The 16,779-nt window shown below is 68.5% G+C and carries 18 protein-coding genes and 1 pseudogene; 8 read left to right on the forward strand and 11 right to left on the reverse strand.

From position 1 onward, the window contains the following. Positions 1 to 90: 90 nt before the first annotated feature. The 3 genes from ACAG20_RS07875 to ACAG20_RS07885 all read right to left on the reverse strand — a co-directional run bounded on the left by ACAG20_RS07875 (position 91) and on the right by ACAG20_RS07885 (position 2,247). A complete protein-coding gene (locus ACAG20_RS07875; protein ID WP_370492185.1) occupies positions 91 to 1,302 on the reverse strand; it encodes an MFS transporter in 1,212 nt (403 codons plus the stop codon). A gap of 79 nt (positions 1,303 to 1,381) precedes the next feature. Further along, positions 1,382 to 1,675, reverse strand: coding sequence for a metal-sensitive transcriptional regulator (locus ACAG20_RS07880; RefSeq protein WP_083037131.1), 294 nt, complete (start codon positions 1,673 to 1,675; stop codon positions 1,382 to 1,384). Next, complete coding sequence (locus ACAG20_RS07885; protein WP_083037130.1) at positions 1,672 to 2,247, reverse strand: DUF305 domain-containing protein; 576 nt, start codon at positions 2,245 to 2,247, stop codon at positions 1,672 to 1,674. Before ACAG20_RS07885 ends, ACAG20_RS07880 begins: the two co-directional genes overlap by 4 nt. Before the next feature lie 76 nt (positions 2,248 to 2,323). Between ACAG20_RS07885 and ilvD the strand changes: the two genes are divergently transcribed. After that, positions 2,324 to 4,021 (forward strand): dihydroxy-acid dehydratase, encoded by a 1,698-nt coding sequence (gene ilvD, locus ACAG20_RS07890; RefSeq protein WP_013827100.1) that lies wholly within the window; start codon positions 2,324 to 2,326, stop codon positions 4,019 to 4,021. Positions 4,022 to 4,146: 125 nt separating this feature from the next. After that, a complete protein-coding gene (locus ACAG20_RS07895) occupies positions 4,147 to 4,524 on the forward strand; it encodes a group 1 truncated hemoglobin (RefSeq protein WP_013827099.1) in 378 nt (125 codons plus the stop codon). Positions 4,525 to 4,546: 22 nt separating this feature from the next. Here ACAG20_RS07895 and ACAG20_RS07900 read toward each other — a convergent pair whose 3' ends face one another. Beyond that, positions 4,547 to 5,206 carry an O-methyltransferase gene (locus ACAG20_RS07900; RefSeq protein WP_083037129.1) on the reverse strand — a complete coding sequence of 220 codons (660 nt, stop codon included), beginning with the start codon at positions 5,204 to 5,206 and terminating at the stop codon, positions 4,547 to 4,549. A 121-nt stretch (positions 5,207 to 5,327) separates the two neighbouring features. On the opposite strand from ACAG20_RS07900, the gene ACAG20_RS07905 reads away from it, so the two are divergent. Beyond that, positions 5,328 to 5,477 (forward strand): metallothionein, encoded by a 150-nt coding sequence (locus tag ACAG20_RS07905; protein ID WP_081465452.1) that lies wholly within the window; start codon positions 5,328 to 5,330, stop codon positions 5,475 to 5,477. Between the two features lie 42 nt (positions 5,478 to 5,519). Here ACAG20_RS07905 and ACAG20_RS07910 read toward each other — a convergent pair whose 3' ends face one another. Genes ACAG20_RS07910 through ACAG20_RS07920 form a run of 3 tightly spaced genes read right to left on the reverse strand, consistent with a single transcriptional unit; the run spans position 5,520 to position 7,669 of the window. Beyond that, positions 5,520 to 6,026: a TIGR04338 family metallohydrolase gene (locus ACAG20_RS07910; protein WP_041316694.1), complete on the reverse strand. Its 507-nt coding sequence runs from the start codon at positions 6,024 to 6,026 to the stop codon at positions 5,520 to 5,522. Continuing rightward, positions 6,023 to 6,784 carry a DUF2786 domain-containing protein gene (locus tag ACAG20_RS07915; protein WP_041319345.1) on the reverse strand — a complete coding sequence of 254 codons (762 nt, stop codon included), beginning with the start codon at positions 6,782 to 6,784 and terminating at the stop codon, positions 6,023 to 6,025. The genes ACAG20_RS07910 and ACAG20_RS07915 overlap by 4 nt, the downstream gene beginning before the upstream one ends. Positions 6,785 to 6,829: 45 nt before the next feature. Continuing rightward, positions 6,830 to 7,669 (reverse strand): alpha/beta hydrolase, encoded by an 840-nt coding sequence (locus ACAG20_RS07920; RefSeq protein ID WP_041319343.1) that lies wholly within the window; start codon positions 7,667 to 7,669, stop codon positions 6,830 to 6,832. 47 nt (positions 7,670 to 7,716) lie between these two features. Between ACAG20_RS07920 and ACAG20_RS07925 the strand changes: the two genes are divergently transcribed. Then, entirely contained in the window at positions 7,717 to 8,460 is a 744-nt protein-coding gene (locus ACAG20_RS07925) for a glucose 1-dehydrogenase (RefSeq protein ID WP_013827094.1), read from the forward strand. A 68-nt stretch (positions 8,461 to 8,528) separates the two neighbouring features. Beyond that, positions 8,529 to 9,653, forward strand: a complete 1,125-nt coding sequence (locus tag ACAG20_RS07930; protein WP_083037128.1) for an NDMA-dependent alcohol dehydrogenase — start codon at positions 8,529 to 8,531, stop codon at positions 9,651 to 9,653. A gap of 4 nt (positions 9,654 to 9,657) precedes the next feature. On the opposite strand, the gene ACAG20_RS07935 is transcribed toward ACAG20_RS07930, so the two are convergent. Then, the gene (locus tag ACAG20_RS07935; protein ID WP_083037169.1) at positions 9,658 to 10,134 is read right to left on the reverse strand and encodes an LppA family lipoprotein; all 477 of its coding nucleotides are present in this window, start codon (positions 10,132 to 10,134) and stop codon (positions 9,658 to 9,660) included. An 89-nt stretch (positions 10,135 to 10,223) separates the two neighbouring features. Beyond that, positions 10,224 to 12,131 (reverse strand): alpha/beta hydrolase, encoded by a 1,908-nt coding sequence (locus ACAG20_RS07940; RefSeq protein WP_083037127.1) that lies wholly within the window; start codon positions 12,129 to 12,131, stop codon positions 10,224 to 10,226. 124 nt (positions 12,132 to 12,255) lie between these two features. Between ACAG20_RS07940 and ACAG20_RS07945 the strand changes: the two genes are divergently transcribed. Both ACAG20_RS07945 and ACAG20_RS07950 read left to right on the forward strand, forming a co-directional pair. Beyond that, positions 12,256 to 12,978: a pirin-like bicupin family protein gene (locus ACAG20_RS07945; protein ID WP_013827090.1), complete on the forward strand. Its 723-nt coding sequence runs from the start codon at positions 12,256 to 12,258 to the stop codon at positions 12,976 to 12,978. 133 nt (positions 12,979 to 13,111) lie between these two features. After that, a complete protein-coding gene (locus ACAG20_RS07950) occupies positions 13,112 to 14,188 on the forward strand; it encodes a phosphodiester glycosidase family protein (protein WP_013827089.1) in 1,077 nt (358 codons plus the stop codon). A 36-nt stretch (positions 14,189 to 14,224) separates the two neighbouring features. On the opposite strand, the gene ACAG20_RS07955 is transcribed toward ACAG20_RS07950, so the two are convergent. Further along, positions 14,225 to 14,842, reverse strand: coding sequence for an Mce protein (locus tag ACAG20_RS07955; protein WP_083037168.1), 618 nt, complete (start codon positions 14,840 to 14,842; stop codon positions 14,225 to 14,227). Between the two features lie 106 nt (positions 14,843 to 14,948). Next, the gene (locus ACAG20_RS07960) at positions 14,949 to 15,587 is read right to left on the reverse strand and encodes a hypothetical protein (protein ID WP_370492186.1); all 639 of its coding nucleotides are present in this window, start codon (positions 15,585 to 15,587) and stop codon (positions 14,949 to 14,951) included. Between the two features lie 322 nt (positions 15,588 to 15,909). Between ACAG20_RS07960 and ACAG20_RS07965 the strand changes: the two are divergent. Beyond that, positions 15,910 to 16,779: pseudogene (locus tag ACAG20_RS07965) on the forward strand (MlaE family ABC transporter permease).

Here is a 16,779-nt window from a genome sequence, read left to right on the forward strand (position 1 = left end):
GTGGAAAACGCCCCGAAACGCCGGCCTGCGCACAAATGACCTGCGGTTTCAGGCGTGCGTATAGTGGCGCAGGTTACCGCGCCCGGCGCGTCAGGGAACAACGAAGAGGCGTTTGCTCGCCGCCACCCCCACCGCAGTGACGCCCACCAGCAGCGCTGACGCGCTCAGCATCGCCGACGTTCCGGCCCATTCGAACAGCAGACCCCCGGCCAGCGAGCCCCCGGTGATGCCGACCTGGAACGCCGTGACATACAACCCCGAGGCCCCGTCGGGGTCGTCGGGCGCGGTGCGCATCGCCGCGGACTGCAGCATCGGCGACACCGCCATCGCCATGGCGCCCCACAGCACGATCGCCGCGGCGCCGACCACCGCGGTCCCGGTGGTGTGCTCGCCGCCGATCGAGAGCGCGGCCAATACCACGAACGCCGCGGACAGCGCGACCATGCAGCCACCGGTGACGGCCTTGGGATGGTGGTCCAGCAGCCGGGCCAGCATCGACATCGCGACCAGACCGGCGGCCCCGAAGGCGGCCAACAGCCAGGCCAACCGGGCCCCGGGTACACCGACCACGTCCTCGATGATCACCGCGATGAACGTGTAGGAGACGAAGTGGCCCGTGACGGCGATCAGCATCAGCGTGCTTACGCCCAACAACCGGCGGTTGCGATAGTGATGGCGCCCCACCAGCGCCAGCTGGTCGGTGCTGAGCACCAGGGCCGGCAGCGCGAAGCGCGCTGCCACGGTGATGGCCGCCGCGGCCACGGTGATCACCACGACGGCCAGCCGCCAGCCCCAGAGCAGGCTCATCGCCGATGTCAGCGGGATGCCCACCACCAGCGCCAGGCTGGTGCCCACATAGATCGCCGTCGTCGCCCGGCCGGAATGACTGGGCGGTACCAACCGGGTGGCGATCGGCGCCAGCACCGACCACATCAATCCGTGGGTGACCGCGCACAGCGCTCGGCCGCCGGCCAACACCGCGAAGTTCGGGGCCATCGCCGAGATCACCTGCGAGGTGGTCAGGCAGACCAGGGTGACCAGTAGCACCCGGCGGCGCGGCCAGTGCGCCGTCCAGCGCACCAGCGGAATCGTCGTCACCGCAGCCACCACCGCATACCAGGCCAGCAGGGTGCCGACCAGCGCTTCGCTGACGCCCAAGCCGGCCGAGATCGCCGGCAGCGCGCCGACCGGCAGGATCTCGGCGGTGGCGTAGATGAACGCGGCGGCGGCCAGAATCGCCAACTGCGCCGTGATCCGCGGCGTCCACGGACCGATTCGGGTTCTACCAGTTTCGACAGTCATGGTGTGGCGGCAGCGTCCAGTGGTGTGTGGCGCGTCGCCGCCCCCGGAACTGCCGGGTCACATGGTAACGGCGCGCGGGTCAGGAACGGACCAACCGCGCGATAGCGGCCGAGGCTTCGGTCAGTTTCGCGTCGGCCTCATCCCCACCGGCGCTGACGGCCCCGGTGACGCAGTGTGCCAGATGTTCGTCGAGCAGGTTGAGCGCGACCGAGCGCAGCGCACTGTTGACCGCGCTGATCTGGGTGAGGACATCGATGCAGTACTTGTCCTCGTCGATCATCTTGGCGATTCCGCGCACCTGGCCCTCGATGCGGCGCAGTCGTTTGGCGTAGTTGTCCTTCCGCGGGGAGTACCCGGGGGCATCGGTGGTCATAGCGTCCCCAACTGTTGGTTCATCTGATCTATCTCGGCCTGTTGCCGCACCGCCAACGACTGCGCGATGCTGATCGCCTCCGGGCTCTGACCGTGTTCGATCTCGTTGTGTGCCATCTTGATCGCGCCACGGTGGTGGGAGATCATCGACCGCAGCCACAGCTTGTCGAATTCCGAGCCCCGCAGGCCGCGCAGTTTGTCCATGGTGGCCTCATCGACCATGCCGGGGATGTCGCGCTTGTCGGTGGCCATGTCGTGCTCGTCGGACGCTTCCCATTGCAGCAACTGCGCCTGGCAACCCTGCAGTTCGACACGCTGCTGGGCGGCGATGTGGTCGGCGAGCGCCACCACCGCCGGATCGGTGCTCTGCCCGGGCACCATGGCCGTCAACTCCAGCGCCTGCTGATGGTGGATGACCATGTCCTCCAGGAAGGCGATGTCGCCGGGGCTGCCGGTGTTGGCCGCCGCCGAACTGCTCGGTTCCTGCTGCTCGGGCACCGGCGCCGAGCGGTGACAGGCGCCCGCGGAGATGCTGACGACGAGCGCGACGACGAGCGCGAGGGCTGATCTCATGGGGCTATTTTAGCCGATACCCCCGCGGGGTATTTATTCGTTTTGTCCGCTCACCGCCGACCGGCATACTGAGCGGATGCCTGACTCCGTCGACATCAAGCCCCGCAGCCGCGACGTCACCGACGGCCTGGAGAAGACCGCCGCCCGCGGGATGCTGCGGGCGGTGGGCATGGGCGACGACGACTTCGCCAAGTCCCAGATCGGGGTGGCGTCCTCGTGGAACGAGATCACCCCGTGCAACCTGTCGCTGGACCGGTTGGCCAAGGCCGCCAAGGAAGGCGTCTTCGAAGCGGGCGGCTACCCGCTGGAGTTCGGCACCATCTCGGTTTCCGATGGCATCTCGATGGGCCACGAGGGTATGCACTTTTCGCTGGTGTCGCGCGAGGTGATCGCCGACAGCGTCGAGACCGTGATGTGCGCTGAGCGCCTCGACGGCTCGGTGCTGCTGGCCGGCTGCGACAAGTCGCTGCCCGGCATGCTGATGGCCGCAGCCCGGCTGGATCTGGCCGCGGTGTTCCTCTACGCGGGCTCCACCATGCCCGGCTACGCCCAGCTCTCCGACGGAACCGAGCGCGAGGTGACGATCATCGATGCCTTCGAGGCGGTCGGCGCCTGCTCGCGCGGACTGATGTCGCGTGAGGACGTCGACGAGATCGAGCGGTCCATCTGCCCGGGCGAGGGCGCCTGCGGCGGGATGTACACCGCCAACACCATGGCAAGTGCGGCCGAGGCGCTCGGTATGTCGTTGCCGGGCAGCGCCTCCCCGCCGTCGGCCGACCGACGCCGCGACGGCTACGCCCGGCGCAGCGGATCGGCCGTGGTGGAGTTGCTGCGGCGCGGCATCACCGCCCGCGACATCCTGACCAAGGAGGCGTTCGAGAACGCCATCGCGGTGGTGATGGCGTTCGGCGGCTCCACCAACGCGGTGCTGCACCTGCTGGCGATCGCCCGTGAGGCCGAAGTGGAGCTGACCCTGGCCGACTTCTCCCGGGTGGGCGCGAAGGTTCCCCACCTGGCCGACGTGAAGCCGTTCGGCCAGCACGTCATGTTCGACATCGATAAGATCGGCGGGGTGCCGGTCATGCTGAAGACCCTGCTGGAAGCCGGCCTGCTGCACGGCGACTGCCTGACCGTCACCGGAAAGACGATGGCGGAGAACATCGCCGAGCTCAACCCGCCGGTCGTCGACGGCAAGGTGCTGCACGCGCTGACCAACCCCATCCACCCGACCGGCGGCATCACCATCCTGCGCGGGTCACTGGCGCCGGAGGGCGCGGTGGTCAAGTCGGCGGGCTTCGACACCGATGTGTTTGAGGGTACGGCAAGGGTTTTCGATGGCGAGCGGGCGGCACTGGATGCCCTCGAGGACGGCACGATCAGCGCGGGTGACGCCGTGGTGATCCGCTACGAGGGTCCCAAGGGGGGGCCGGGAATGCGCGAGATGCTGGCGATCACCGGTGCGATCAAGGGCGCCGGCCTCGGCAAGGACGTCCTGCTGCTGACCGACGGCCGGTTCTCCGGCGGGACGACGGGATTGTGCGTCGGCCACATCGCCCCCGAGGCGGTGGACGGCGGGCCGGTGGCATTCCTACGCGATGGCGACAAGATCCGCCTCGACGTGGCCAACGCGACCTTGGACGTGGTGGCCGACCCGGATGAATTCGCTGCCCGCGCTGAGGGTTTCACTCCCCCGCCACCGCGCTACACCACCGGCGTGCTGGCCAAGTACCGCAAGCTGGTCGGTTCGGCGGCCATCGGCGCGGTCTGCGGATAGCGCGACGCCGGTGGACACCCGGCGTGAGATGTTCTTTCGACGATCGTGACTCCGCTTTAACTGCGGTGAAACGAGCCGGCGGTGTGCTGGTTGAGACAACGTTCGCAACCTCGAGGACGCCTCAGATGACTTGCATCTACGACGAAATCGGCGGTGCTGCGGCGCTGACCGCGGTCGTCGACGAGTTCTACGAGCGCGTATTGGCCGACGCCCGGCTTGCCGGCTACTTTCGCAACAGCGACATGGCCCGCCTCAAAAGCAGGCAGGTCTCGTTCTTCGCGGCAGCGCTCGGCGGCCCCGAACCCTACCGGGGGTTGTCGATGGCCGACGCCCATCGCGATCGCAACATCGGCCGATTGCAGTTCGACCTGGCGGTCGGTCATCTCACGGCCGCGCTCACCGCTTGCGAAGTGCCCGAGGCGACCACCGCGGAGATCATCGCGGCGATCGCGCCGCTGGCCGACGACATCGTGACGGACCGGCGCAGCGCCGCGCTGGGGTGACCGACGGCCGCCGCGGCCCCGACTACGCCACCACGGCGATCCCGAAGCCGTCCCAGCCCTTGGCCCCGACCGTCTGAATAGCGGCGGCCTGCAGTCGCGGGTGCTCGCCCATCAACTCCAAGACATCCCGGCTACCACGTGCCGTCGCGTCGCCGGACGTCGGCTGCAGGATCGTCCCCTCACGGATCACGTTGTCCACCACGATGACCGACCCGGGGCGGCACAGCCGCACCGCCCAGTCCAGATAGCCGACATTATTCTCCTTGTCGGCGTCGATGAACACCAGATCGAACGGCTCGCCGGTCAGGCTCGGCAGGGTCTGAAGCGCCGGGCCGACGATCACCTGCACCCGATCGCCGACTCCGGCGCGGTCCAAATTGGCCCGGGCGACGTCGGCGTGCGTCGGCTCGTACTCCAGCGTGACCACCGCGCCGCCGGGTCCGACGGCCCGCGCCAGCCAGATCGTGCTGTAGCCGCCCAGGGTGCCGATCTCGAGGATGCGGGTGGCTCCGGTCGCCGTCGCGAGCAGGTTCAAGAACTTGCCCTGCTGCGCCGAGACCGCGATCGACGGCAGCCCGGCCGCTTCGCTGGCGGCCAGCGCTGCCTGCAGGTCGGGGTCGTCGCCGGCGAAGATGCGGTCCAGCAGGCTATCGACGTCGCGGGGCGTTGGTGTTTCGGTCACGTCCACCGAGGCTAGACGGCAACCATGATCTCCGCCTCCCAATATCTTTACCCCATACCCCTACGGGGTATATAGTCAGGCAGACCGGCGCCCAGCCGGGTGCAAGAGAAAGGTGCGACACATGACGAACTACGAAGCGGGAACCGTCTTGACATGCGGCCACGACGGGTGCGGATGCCGCGTCCGCATCGAGTCCCCGTGCCACTGTCAGGGAGCCGGCGAGGCCTACCGCTGCACCTGCGGTGACGCGCTGGTCCCGGTCAGTAGCTGAGGAGCAGCGGCGCCGGTGACGCCCAACGGTGATCGTTAGGCGTCACCGGACGCCCTCCTTGGCGAACACCACCCGCAGCACATAACCCACCTCCGGGCCCATCACCGACTCGGCCAGCTCGCAGAACGTCGCGACGAACTCCGGGCCGTGCGGCGGCCGGACATCACACAGATGGTGCGCGACCTCGTGCAGCACCACCAGTTCCCGCAACGCCCAGTCCGCGCCACGTTGGTCCGGTACGGCGATAACGCCTGCTTCGCCGACCTTTTCGTAGTGCGCCGCCGTGACACCGCGGCGTGCGCGCACCGTCAGCATCGCGGTGTCCGGCCACCGGTCGCGTACCGCCGGCAGCGCCAGCACGTCGTCGAGATAGCGGCCGACCGCCGCCACCGAGCCGAAGCGGCCTTCCGGCGGCAGCGTTATGCCGGTACCGAAGAACTCCACACCGCGGGCCCCGGTTTCAGCCGCCCGGTCGAAGAGGGCCCGCACAACCACCTCCGCGGCATAAACCTTGGCGCGTTGCGTGTCGCGCTCAAACTGCCCGCTCACCGCTCCAGCGCCGAGCGCGCCACCGACAACTCGGTGTCGTCACCCAGGCGCGCCCGCCGGCCGGCCCGGTCCCCGGCTCGCCGCGCCGCCGACGAATACCCGGCCGAGGCCCTGGTCGCGCGCCAGGTACCACGCGCCCGCGAAGCACCGCGGTAGAAGTCGGTGAGTTCAAGCTCCTTGTTGCGCAACGCGATCGCAGTCCCCGGTGGCCGATCGCGGTCTTTCTCGGCCGCCCTGCGGGTTTCATCGCGGGCCTCGGCCAGCCGCTGGCCCACCCGGGCGCCGAACGCCAGGTGGAAGTTCAACCGGGCGGTGATCGTCGGCGTCGGCCGATGCGCGCCGGTGGCGAGGTAGGCGTCGGCGGCCCGGACCATCTGGACGACCAGGCTGGCGTAGAGCGCATGCGTGGCGTCGATGTCCTCGGCGAAGCCGTAGGCGTAGACGAAGGTGGAGTTCGACGCCACGTCGCAACGCACGTCGTTGGCCGCGGCGATTCCGACGAACAGTTGCACGTAGGTGCGTAGGCCCTTGGTGCCGGGCGATCCGATGGTGATGGTGCGCTGCACCGGGGCGGTGGCCGGTGTCCGTTTGGTGGCATGCGCCCGGGCCACCGCCAGATCGATGGAGGTGGCGGTGGCCAACCGCTGTGCTGCCGCCATGAACGCGTCGGCTTCGTGGGCGTTGTCGGTCCCTTCGGCCTGGCGCAGCAGAGCGGCGATACGCGCCAGCATCTTGTCGTCGGATAGGGCGCTACTCATGGCGGCCACGCTAACCGACACCGGCGACATCGCGCCGACGGCGATTCACAGCCGCGCGTCGATCCAGCCCACCACGTCGTCGAGCACCTGTTCGCGTTCCGGTTCGTTGAACACCTCGTGGTAGAGGCCCGGATAAACGGTCAACCGCACATCGGCGGACCCGACGCAGCCCACCAGGCGCTTGCTGCCCTCGGCAGGCACCAGACCATCGTCGGCGCCATGCACCACCAGCAGTGGCGCCGTCAGTGCCTGCGCCCGCGACGGCATGGTCTCGCCGACCTTGATCAACGCCCGCGCCACACCGGCGGGAACCCGACCATGGTGCACCAGGGGATCCTCGTCGTAAGCCGCCACCACCGCCGGATCGCGTGAGACCAGGTGGGAGTCGAGCTTCTCGACCGGCAGGCCCGGGGTCAGCGCGCCGAGCGCTTTGGCGACGAACGCCAGCAACGGCGAGACGGTGCCGGCCATGTCCACCGCCGGCCCGGACAGCACCATCAACTGGTAGTCGTCGGGGCGGTCGACGGCGTAGCTGAACACGATCGCGCCGCCCATGCTGTGCCCGAGCACCACGCGCGGCAGCCCGGGGTGCTCCCGGGAGCCGATACCGGCGAGGGTGTGAAAATCGCCGGTGTATTCCGAGATGTCCCGGCACAGCACCCGCTTACCCCCGGATCGGCCGTGCCCGCGGTGATCCAGCGCGTAGGTCACCAGCCCGGCTTCGCCGAACCGCGCCGCGACGTGGTCGTAACGGCGGGCATGTTCACCGAAGCCGTGCGAGAGCACCACCACGGCGCGCGGCGCCGTATCCGGTGTCCAGGTGTCGTAGACGATCCGCACTCCCTGGACACCTTGGAAGGTTCGCTCGGCGCGGGTAACAGCCATCAGGGCAGCGTAGCGGGCAAACATCGCACCCCGTAACCTGAGGCGCCATGGGACGAGTCGAGGGCAAGGTTGCGCTGATCAGCGGCGGCGCGCGGGGCATGGGCGCAACACATGCGCGGGCATTGGCCGCCGAGGGCGCGAAGATCGTGATCGGCGACATCCTCGACGAGGAGGGCGGCAAGCTCGCCGAGGAGCTGGGCGCCGGCACCGCTCGGTTCGCCCACCTCGACGTCACCCGGCCCGAGCAGTGGGACGCGGCGGTTCAGCTCGCCGTCGGGGAGTTCGGCAGCCTCGACGTCTTGGTGAACAACGCCGGAATCGCCAAATTCAACACCATCGAGAACTTCGACCTCGCCGGATGGCAACAGCTCATCGACGTCAATCTGACCGGCACCATGCTGGGCATGCACGCGGCGGTCGCGCCGATGAAGTCGGCCGGCGGCGGGTCCATCATCAACATTTCCTCGGTGGAGGGGATCCGCGGCTCCGCGGGCCTGTACGGCTACGTCGCATCCAAGTGGGGGGTGCGCGGGCTGGCCAAGGCGGCGGCCCTGGAACTGGCGCCGCACAACATCCGGATCAACAGTGTGCTGCCGGGGCTGATCCGCACCCGGATGACGATCGCCATCCCGGACGACTCGCTGCAGATTCCGCTGGGCCGGGCCGCCAAGTCGGCTGAGGTGTCGACCGCGGTGGTGTTCTTGGCCTCCGACGAGTCGGGCTACATGACCGGTGCTGACCTGGTGATCGACGGGGGCTTGTCCGTAGGCATCCCGCACAAGACCGACTAGAAGCTAGTTTGCGCAGTTCAAGCGCTTGATCGCGGCATCTTTTATAACGTGTTCTATGATGGCCGATCATGAAGACCAAGGGCGCACTGTTATGGGAGCTGAACTCGCCGTGGCGGGTCGACGAGATCGAGCTGGGCGACCCCGTCGCCGGTGAGGTTCAGGTCCGGATGCACGCCGCGGGGATGTGCCACTCGGACTACCACGTCACCACCGGGGCGACCCCGATCGGTCTGCCGGCGCTCGGCGGCCACGAGGGCGCCGGGGTCATCACCAAGGTCGGCAAGGGCGTGACCGGCCTGGCAGAGGGCGACCACGTCGTGATGGCCTTCATCCCGGCTTGCGGTTCCTGCCCGCCGTGCATGAAGGGCTTCCGCTCGCTGTGTGACCGCGGGGCGGTCCTGCTGGGCGGCAAGGCGATCGCCGACGGCACCCACCGTATCCGCGCCGGTTCGCACGAGGTCTCCGCGATGAACCTGCTGGGCACCTTCGCGCCCTACATGACGGTGCACCAGGATTCGGTGGTCAAGATCGATTCCGACGTGCCGTTCGAGGCCGCGGCGATCATGGGCTGCGCGGTGCCCACCGGGTTCGGCTCGGCCACCAACGTCGCCGACGTCAAGCCCGGCGAGACCGTCATCATCGTCGGTGTCGGCGGCATCGGCATGAGCGCGCTGCAGGGCGCGGTGCTGTCCGGGGCACGGCGCGTCATCGCGATCGACCCGGTGGCCTTCAAGCGGGATCAGGCCGTCAAGTTCGGCGCCACCGGTGTCTACTCGTCGATGGCCGAGGCGATCATGCCGGTCATGGAGGAGACCTGGGGCCTGATGGCCGACAAGGTGATCATCGCCGTCGGCGACATGAAGGGCGAGTACATCGAAGAGGCGCTGACGCTGACCGCCAAGACCGGCACCTGCGTGGTCACCGGCATGGGGTCGATGGCCGACGCCGACGTCAAGCTGAACCTGTTCCTGTTCACGATGTTGCAGAAGACCTTGAAAGGCAACATCTTCGGCGGCGGTAGCTCACACATCGAGACGCCGCGGCTGGTCGGCCTGTACAAGTCCGGGCTGCTCAAGATCGACGAGATGATCACCACGACCTACAAGCTCGAGGACATCAACGCCGGCTACGCCGACATGGTCGACGGCAAGAACATCCGCGGCGTCATCACCTTCGACGAATCGGATTGGTAAGCGGTCACTTCTGCTCGCGCGGCAGCCGGCAGCCGGTGTAGCCGGAAACCACCAGGTTGCCCCGGTAGCCGACCTTGATGTACAGCCCGGCGGGGCCGTAGAACCCGACGTCGTGGTTGCCGGGCTGGTCCTGCATCACCTGGAGTTCGGTGGCGTCGAGCTTTGCCGCCGCGATCCTGGCGGCCTCCTGGATGCCCGCCCAGTCCCGCTCGGATACCGCGACCCGGACCGCGACCTCGTCCGGTAAGAGGTACCCGCGCGCGTTGGCCTGCTCGTATGGCCGTCGCTGACAACCTTCACCCGAGCCCTCATGCGGGTTCTCCCAGACCACGCCGGAGATGAGTTCGCCTGCGGCCGCGGTGATCTCCTTCATCGCGGCCTGCACCTGCGCTCGGGTGTCCTCAAACGAGGGCAGCGATCGCAATTCTTCCAGCGCCTGGGCGGCTTCGGTGGGCGGGGTGGGCCCGTAAGGCTGGTTCACGTGGCATCCTCCTGTTAACGCGGCGACGACCACCGCGACGAAAAGCAGCCGGTGGAGTCGACCGTTCACACTGATGATGGTGTGGTGTCTCATTTGCCTTCAATCGGTTTCGTGCCGGCGAGGACGGCGGCGATGTTGTAGTTCGTCGTTCGCAGCCCGCCGCCGTCCGGGAAGCGCGGGTAGTCGCTGTGGCCGTGCGCTTCTTGCAGGCTGACCGTTCCACCATGGCCGTCGGGCACGGTGGCCGCCCCGGTTGCCAACTGGGTGAAGTTGGGATTCGTCGCCGGATTCGGGCCGAAGTCACCGAATTCGTCATTGAGGTAGGAACCCAGAATCGGAATGCCCTGACCGAACGTCCTTGCGTCGTACACCCATTGGATGGGGTCGTCGGGGGCTTCCATGGCGAACACCTGGCCGGGCCGCAGATGCAACTGTTCGGGCGTGGCGGCCTCGATACCGGGAGATCCGTAGAACAGTGCCCGCGACACTCCGTGATCGCCGGGTTCCTGCAACGCCAGCCCGGTCGTCAGCGAGCCGTAGGAGTGCCCGATCGCGGTCAGATCGGCCGGACCACCCAGATGGGAGGCCTGGATCCCGTCGTAGAAGCGGGCCAGGTCGTGAGCACCGGCCCGGGCCAGGTCGTCGTGGGTGACGCCCCAGATACCCGCCAGCGATGCGCCCCGATCGTCGAACCCGGGCACTTGCGGCGGGTCATAACCGATCCAGGCGATAGCCGATACCGAGTCGTGCTCGTGCCCCGGAGACAGCCCCAGCTGCCGTAGCGCTTCGCCTCGCACGTGCGTCGCTTCATCGGTCATACCTCCGATGGCGCCGTGGACCGTGGTGTTGAGTCCCGGGGCGGTGACCGACACATGGGTGGCCTTGTCCGGGTCGCCGACGGCGATGGCAGCGCGGGCCTGCGTACCGCTTTCGGTGTCGAGCAGCATCAGTCTGCGATCGGGGCTGACCTGCAGTGCCGCGTCGACGGCCTGCAGATCGGGTAGGTACTTGGCGCCGTCGCGGGCGGCGTCGTATCGTCGTTGCCAGTTCTCGTAGGCGACCCGGTCGGCGAAGATCGCGCCCGGTTCGTTGGGCCGGGGAATGTTGTTGCCGGCCGCCCAGTCCGGGTGCTCGTTCTGCAGCGCGTCGGCTTGCGTCGCGGCGGCCCGCGCCCGAGTCAATTCGTCGGCGAGGTGCAGCCGGTTGTAGTGGTCGTAGCCCAGGTGGTCCGGCGGATCGCATGGCATGCCCGGGTGGTTGCCGATGTTGTGGTCGGAGTTGTAAAGCCAGTCCTTCTGTCCGGGGGTGAGGCTGTTCCAGTAATCGTTGAAGGCCTTCGGGTCATCAGGCACCGGTCCCGGTGGCGGCGACGGGGCATCCGCATCGAACCTGCTCACCGCTGCGTCGGGGTCGTAGCCGTCTCTGACCCGCAGGTTGGTCAGGGCCTGCTGCAGAGCCTTGGAGTAGGTGTTGCGGATGACCGTGCCGTTGTGCAGGGCGGTGGCGGTGTCGTCCTTGGCCTGCTGGCGACACTGGTTGATCTCGGTGCTGCAGTCGTGGCCCTCGTTTTCCAGGTCGAGGTAGTGGCCGACGAGGTTGTCGAGGCCCACCAGGTTGGCGTTGAGCGCGGTGATATTGGCCTGCGACGCCGCGCGGGCCTGGGCCAGGGCGCCGGCGATGGTCTCCAGATCTGCGGCGATGCGGCCCAGTTGCTCGGTGCTGGCGTGCAGGCCGTCTTTGACGCGTTGCACTTCGGCGCCGTGGTTGATCGGCTGCTCGCCGCTCTCGCGGTGGTACTGCTCGAAGTGTTGCCGGGCGGTGCGGAAGGTCTCCTCGGCGGCGGTCGCCGATCCGGCGGCCTGGTGGAACGCCTGGGCCAGGAAGTCGATCTGGGTGGGGCTGCCGGCCTGCAGGCTGTCGTCGACCGCCCAGGGGTCACCCCCCGCGTGGGCGATGAGCTCGGCGAGCTGCAGGTGCTGCAGGGTGGGGCGGCTCACGCGCCGGCACCGGCGTCATCGTGCGCGCCGGTCTCGACGAACATCGCCTGCCCCCTCCCTATCAGCTCGGCGGTTGCAGTGAGACTACCGGCAGCGGCCGTTTCGCACGTTAGCCTTGGGCATCATGACGGGTCTGCTCGACGTGCGGCGGGCCGCCGACCGGGCTGTCACCCGCGCGCCCTGGCTCAATTCGCGCCATTCGTTCTCGTTCAACGACTACTACGACCCTGCCAACACCCACCACGGGCTGCTGCTGGTCAACAACGACGACATCGTGGCGCCGGCTTCCGGCTTCGACGCCCACCCGCATCGTGACGCCGAGATCGTCACCTGGGTGCTGTCCGGTGAGCTGACCCACCGGGATTCGATCGGCAACTCCGGGGTGATCCGTCCCGGGCTGGCGCAGCGGATGTCGGCGGGCACCGGAGTCCTGCATTCGGAGCAGAACGAATCCACCACTGAGCCGGTGCATTTCATCCAGATGTGGATCGTGCCGGACATTCCCGGCCGCAACCCGGGCTATCAGCAGCAGCAGATCGGCGACGCCCTGGCGGGCGGCGGGCTGGTGGCCGTCGCCTCGGGCAGCGACCCGGACGCCGCGATCGCCATCGGGAACGCCGAGGCCACGCTGTACGCCGGCCGGCTGCAGCCGGGCCGCAGCGTCGAATTGCCCGACGCTGCCTACCTTCACCTGTTCGTCGCGATCGGCCGGGTCGATGTGGAGGGCGCCGGCGAGTTGGCCGCCGGTGACGCGGTCCGCGTCACCGGTGGCGGCGGTCAACGGGTGCGCGCCGAAGCGCCGGCGGAGATCCTGATCTGGGAGATGCACGCACGCCTCGGCGGCTGATCGCCGGGTAACCGATTCGCCACCGACGCGGCACAGTCCGATCACGGCACGCTGCCCCGACGGTTTCTGTGGCTAGCCTGGAAACTTGGTGTCTGTCGGTCCGGAGCCGAAGGGGCAAACAGCGTTGACTCCAATGGCTTTCGTGCGCCGGCTGGCGGCCGGCTGCAGCGCGATGCTGCTCTGCGCCACCCTGGCGATCGGCCCGGGCCTGCCGGCCGCGCGCGCCGCCGCCCAAGACCAGTTGGCCGCCGCAATCGCCCGCACCCCGGGCTCCTACCTGGTCTACAACTTCGGCAGCGGGCATCCCGCCCCGATGCTCAACGCCGCCGGCGAGTGGTACGAGATGTCCGGCGGCGGTCACCTGGTCGTGCTCAAGGCGGCGTCGCAGCGCATCGAGCCGCACCTGCTGGTCGACAGTCACCGCGGTGTGCAGAGCCGCTGCGAACGCGATCCGCGGGCCCGCACCAGTGAGGGGCTGCTACAGGCCTCCGAGCTGTACACCCCGCTGCAGGCCTGGCAGGCGCTGGGGCGGCCGATGGTGGCTGTCAACGCCAACTTCTTCGACATCCGCGGCCAGCGCGGCGGATCCTGGCGGACCACCAACTGCAGTTCACCGCTGGGCGCCTACGTCGACAACACCCGCGGCAAGGGGCGGGCCAACGTCGCGGTCACCGGCACCATCCCCTACGCCGGCAAGCAGGGACTGTCCGGCGGCAACGAGCACTGGTCGACGCTGACCACGATGATCCTGCCGACCCGTGGCGCACCGTATGTGCTGTGGCCGCGCGGTGGCCGCGACGGCGGGGACTACGACGCGGCCGGGCCGACGATCACCGCCCTGGTGGAACGCGGGGAGCGGTTCGTCGCGGTGAGCGGGCTGGGGCTGCTGGCGCCCGGCGTCACCGGGCAACTCAACGACGGCGGGCCGAGCGCGGCGCGCACCGCCCTGGGCTATTCGGCGGCCAAGGACGAGATGTACATCTTCCAGGGCGGCCACTACACCCCCGACAATATGCAGGATCTGTTCCGGGGTCTGAACAGCGATCACGCCGTCCTGCTCGACGGCGGTTCGTCGTCGGCGGTCGTGCTGCGCCGCGACGCCGGCGGCATGTGGACCGGCGCCGGGGTGCCGCGCGGTTCGTGCGACACCGCCCAGGTGCTGTGCGACGCCCACGAACGGGCGCTGCCCAGCTGGTTGGCGTTCAACTAGCAGCGGGCCGCCGCCGCGGGCCGGCCGCGACATCGCTCAGGGCATGTCGACCTTGGCGGCCAGCCAGCGGCCGTTCACCTTCTCCATGGTCATCACGATGCGACTGCGATCGATCTTCGGTTGGGGGGAGGCCTTGTTGCTTACCGACTGATCGATGAACAGCATCACCTCGACCTTGTTCTTGGTGGCGGACTTGACCGCCGCGTCGATGACGGTGCCGTGTGCGGCGGCCTTGTTCTCGATCAGCAGTTGGCGGAGTTGCTCGCTGGAGGCGGCGTACATGTCCTTGAACTCGCCGGTCGCTCCGTCGAGGACGTCGGTGAAGTTCTTGTCGATCGCGGCCGGGTCCACCCCGGTCAGCACCAGGGCGTACTTCTCGGCCGTTTCCAGTGCCTGCGCGGCGGCCGCGGCACGCTGATGGTGGGCGAACAGTAGCCAGCCCTCGTAGCCGGCGACGATCAGGCCCACCGCCAACACCGCAGCGGCGATCCAGCGCAGCCGCGCTCGTCGCGACGCCGCGTCGGTCTGGTCGCCGGCCTCGTCAGGGGTTTGCTCGGCGGTGTCGTCGTCCAGAGCCTCGTCGGTGGCCTCGGTCTCGTCGGTGGCCTCGGGCTCGTCGGTGGCCTCGGGCTCGTCGATGGCCTCGGCTGCCATGTCCTCACGGTCCGACACCTCACACCACCCCTCCCTGGCCTCCCCTGGGCCGAGCTGCTCGGCCGCAACGCACCCGAACCTACCGGAACCCGGGGCGACCGGGCGGTCAGGTGCAGGCTCCGGAATTCCGCAACGCGGCCCCCCACCCGGCCGCGGAATCGATGTGCGGACGGGTGAAGCCCGACGGCTGTTTCTTGCGCATGCTGTCGGCGATACGGGAGAGCTGGAACAGCACCCCGGTCAGCTGTTCACCGCCGTAGATCGGTGAGTACGGGCCGTAGTCGTCGGGGGTGTTGCGGATCGTCAGCGGCTGCAGTCGCGGTCCCAGAAAGCCGGTCGACCGGTCGATGTTGGCCACCACCGCGTCCGCCTGCGACTGCACACCGGTATAGCCGTCGCGGCGCCCGGCCAGGTCGCGGTTGAAGGCGTTGATCTGGCTCAGCAGCGGGTCGAACTGCGCGTCGAACCACTGGCACGAGTCCGACATGCCGCCGATCATCTCCGGGGTGACCTGATAGGTGAAGGTGTCGTAGGGCCAGAAATCCATATGCGGCGACCAGTCGCTGGGCGCCGGCGTGAACACCGGAAGCACCGGTGGATGATCCGGGTCTGCCAGGGCCGGCCCCGGTGCCAGCAGGGCGGCCGTCGCGGTGAGGCCGGCGACCATCCCGGCGGCGGACCGCACCCACCATCGCTGCATCGCCACCCTCTCCGCCCGGAGTTCATCCGGCTCGAGTATCGCCATCCGAGCCATCTTCGGCACGCTGAATCCGCGAAATCGGTGCTACCGCTGAGTAACTGGCCCATAACTCGAGTCATGTTGCCCGAAGCGCCTCTCGGCGGGCATGGCGTCCGACATCATGTCCGGATGCACGGTGACGGCGAGGCCCGATGAGCTCTGTTCGCGCCGCCGCGACCCGCATCGACCCGCGCCACCCACCGGCCGTTCCGAGAATCGCCGAACCCTACCTCGGAGTAAGCACGGTGGCTACCATGTCCGCCATGGATCATCGGCCCAACGGGGAATCGGCGGCGCCGGGTGATCCCAAGTTCATGATCGGCAAGCGATGACCACCCGGGACGAGCGTCAATTAGCTGATCAACCCCCCCTCGACGGGGTCGCGGCCATCGGGGACTGGACCGTCGGCTACGTCAACCGCCACCCGCTGGCATCGCTGACCACGGTCGGCGAGCAGTGCGTGCTGGCGGTGCGCACCGTGCAGTACTTCTTCATCGACCTGTTCAGCGGCCGGTTCCAGTGAGGCGAGTTCGTCCGGCAGAGCGCGTTCATGGCCAACACCGCGGTGCTGCCGACGGTTCTGGTGGCGCTGCCGATCGGGGTGACCCTGTCCATCCAGTTCGCGCTGCTGGCCAACCAGGTCGGCGCGACGTCACTGGCGGGCGCGGCCGCCGGGCTGGCCGTGATCCGGCAGGCCGCATCGCTGGTGGCGGCGATGCTGATGGCCGCCGCGGTCGGTTCGGCCATCACCGCCGACCTGGGCTCACGCACCATGCGCGAGGAGACCGACGCCATGGAGGTGATGGGGGTCTCGGTGATCCGCCGACTGGTGGTGCCGCGGTTCGCCGCGGCCATCATGATCGGCGTCGCCCTGACCGGCATCACCTGCTTCGTCGGCTTTCTGGCCAGTTATCTGTTCAACGTCTATTTCCAGAAGGGCGCGCCCGGTAGCTTCGTGGCGACGTTTTCATCGTTCGCCACCACCGGCGACATGATCGTGGCGCTGATCAAAGCCGTGATCTACGGCGCGATCGTCGCGGTGGTGTCCTGCCAGAAGGGCCTGTCCACCAGGGGCGGGCCGGCCGGCGTCGCCAATTCGGTGAACGCTTCGGTCGTCGAGGCGATCTTGGTGCTGATGATCGTCAACGTCGGCATCAGCGAGCTCTACAACGTGCTCTACCCCCGGACGGGGCTGTAG

This window comes from Mycobacterium sp. pW045, from assembly GCF_041287085.1.
Lineage (GTDB): Bacteria > Actinomycetota > Actinomycetes > Mycobacteriales > Mycobacteriaceae > Mycobacterium > Mycobacterium algericum_A.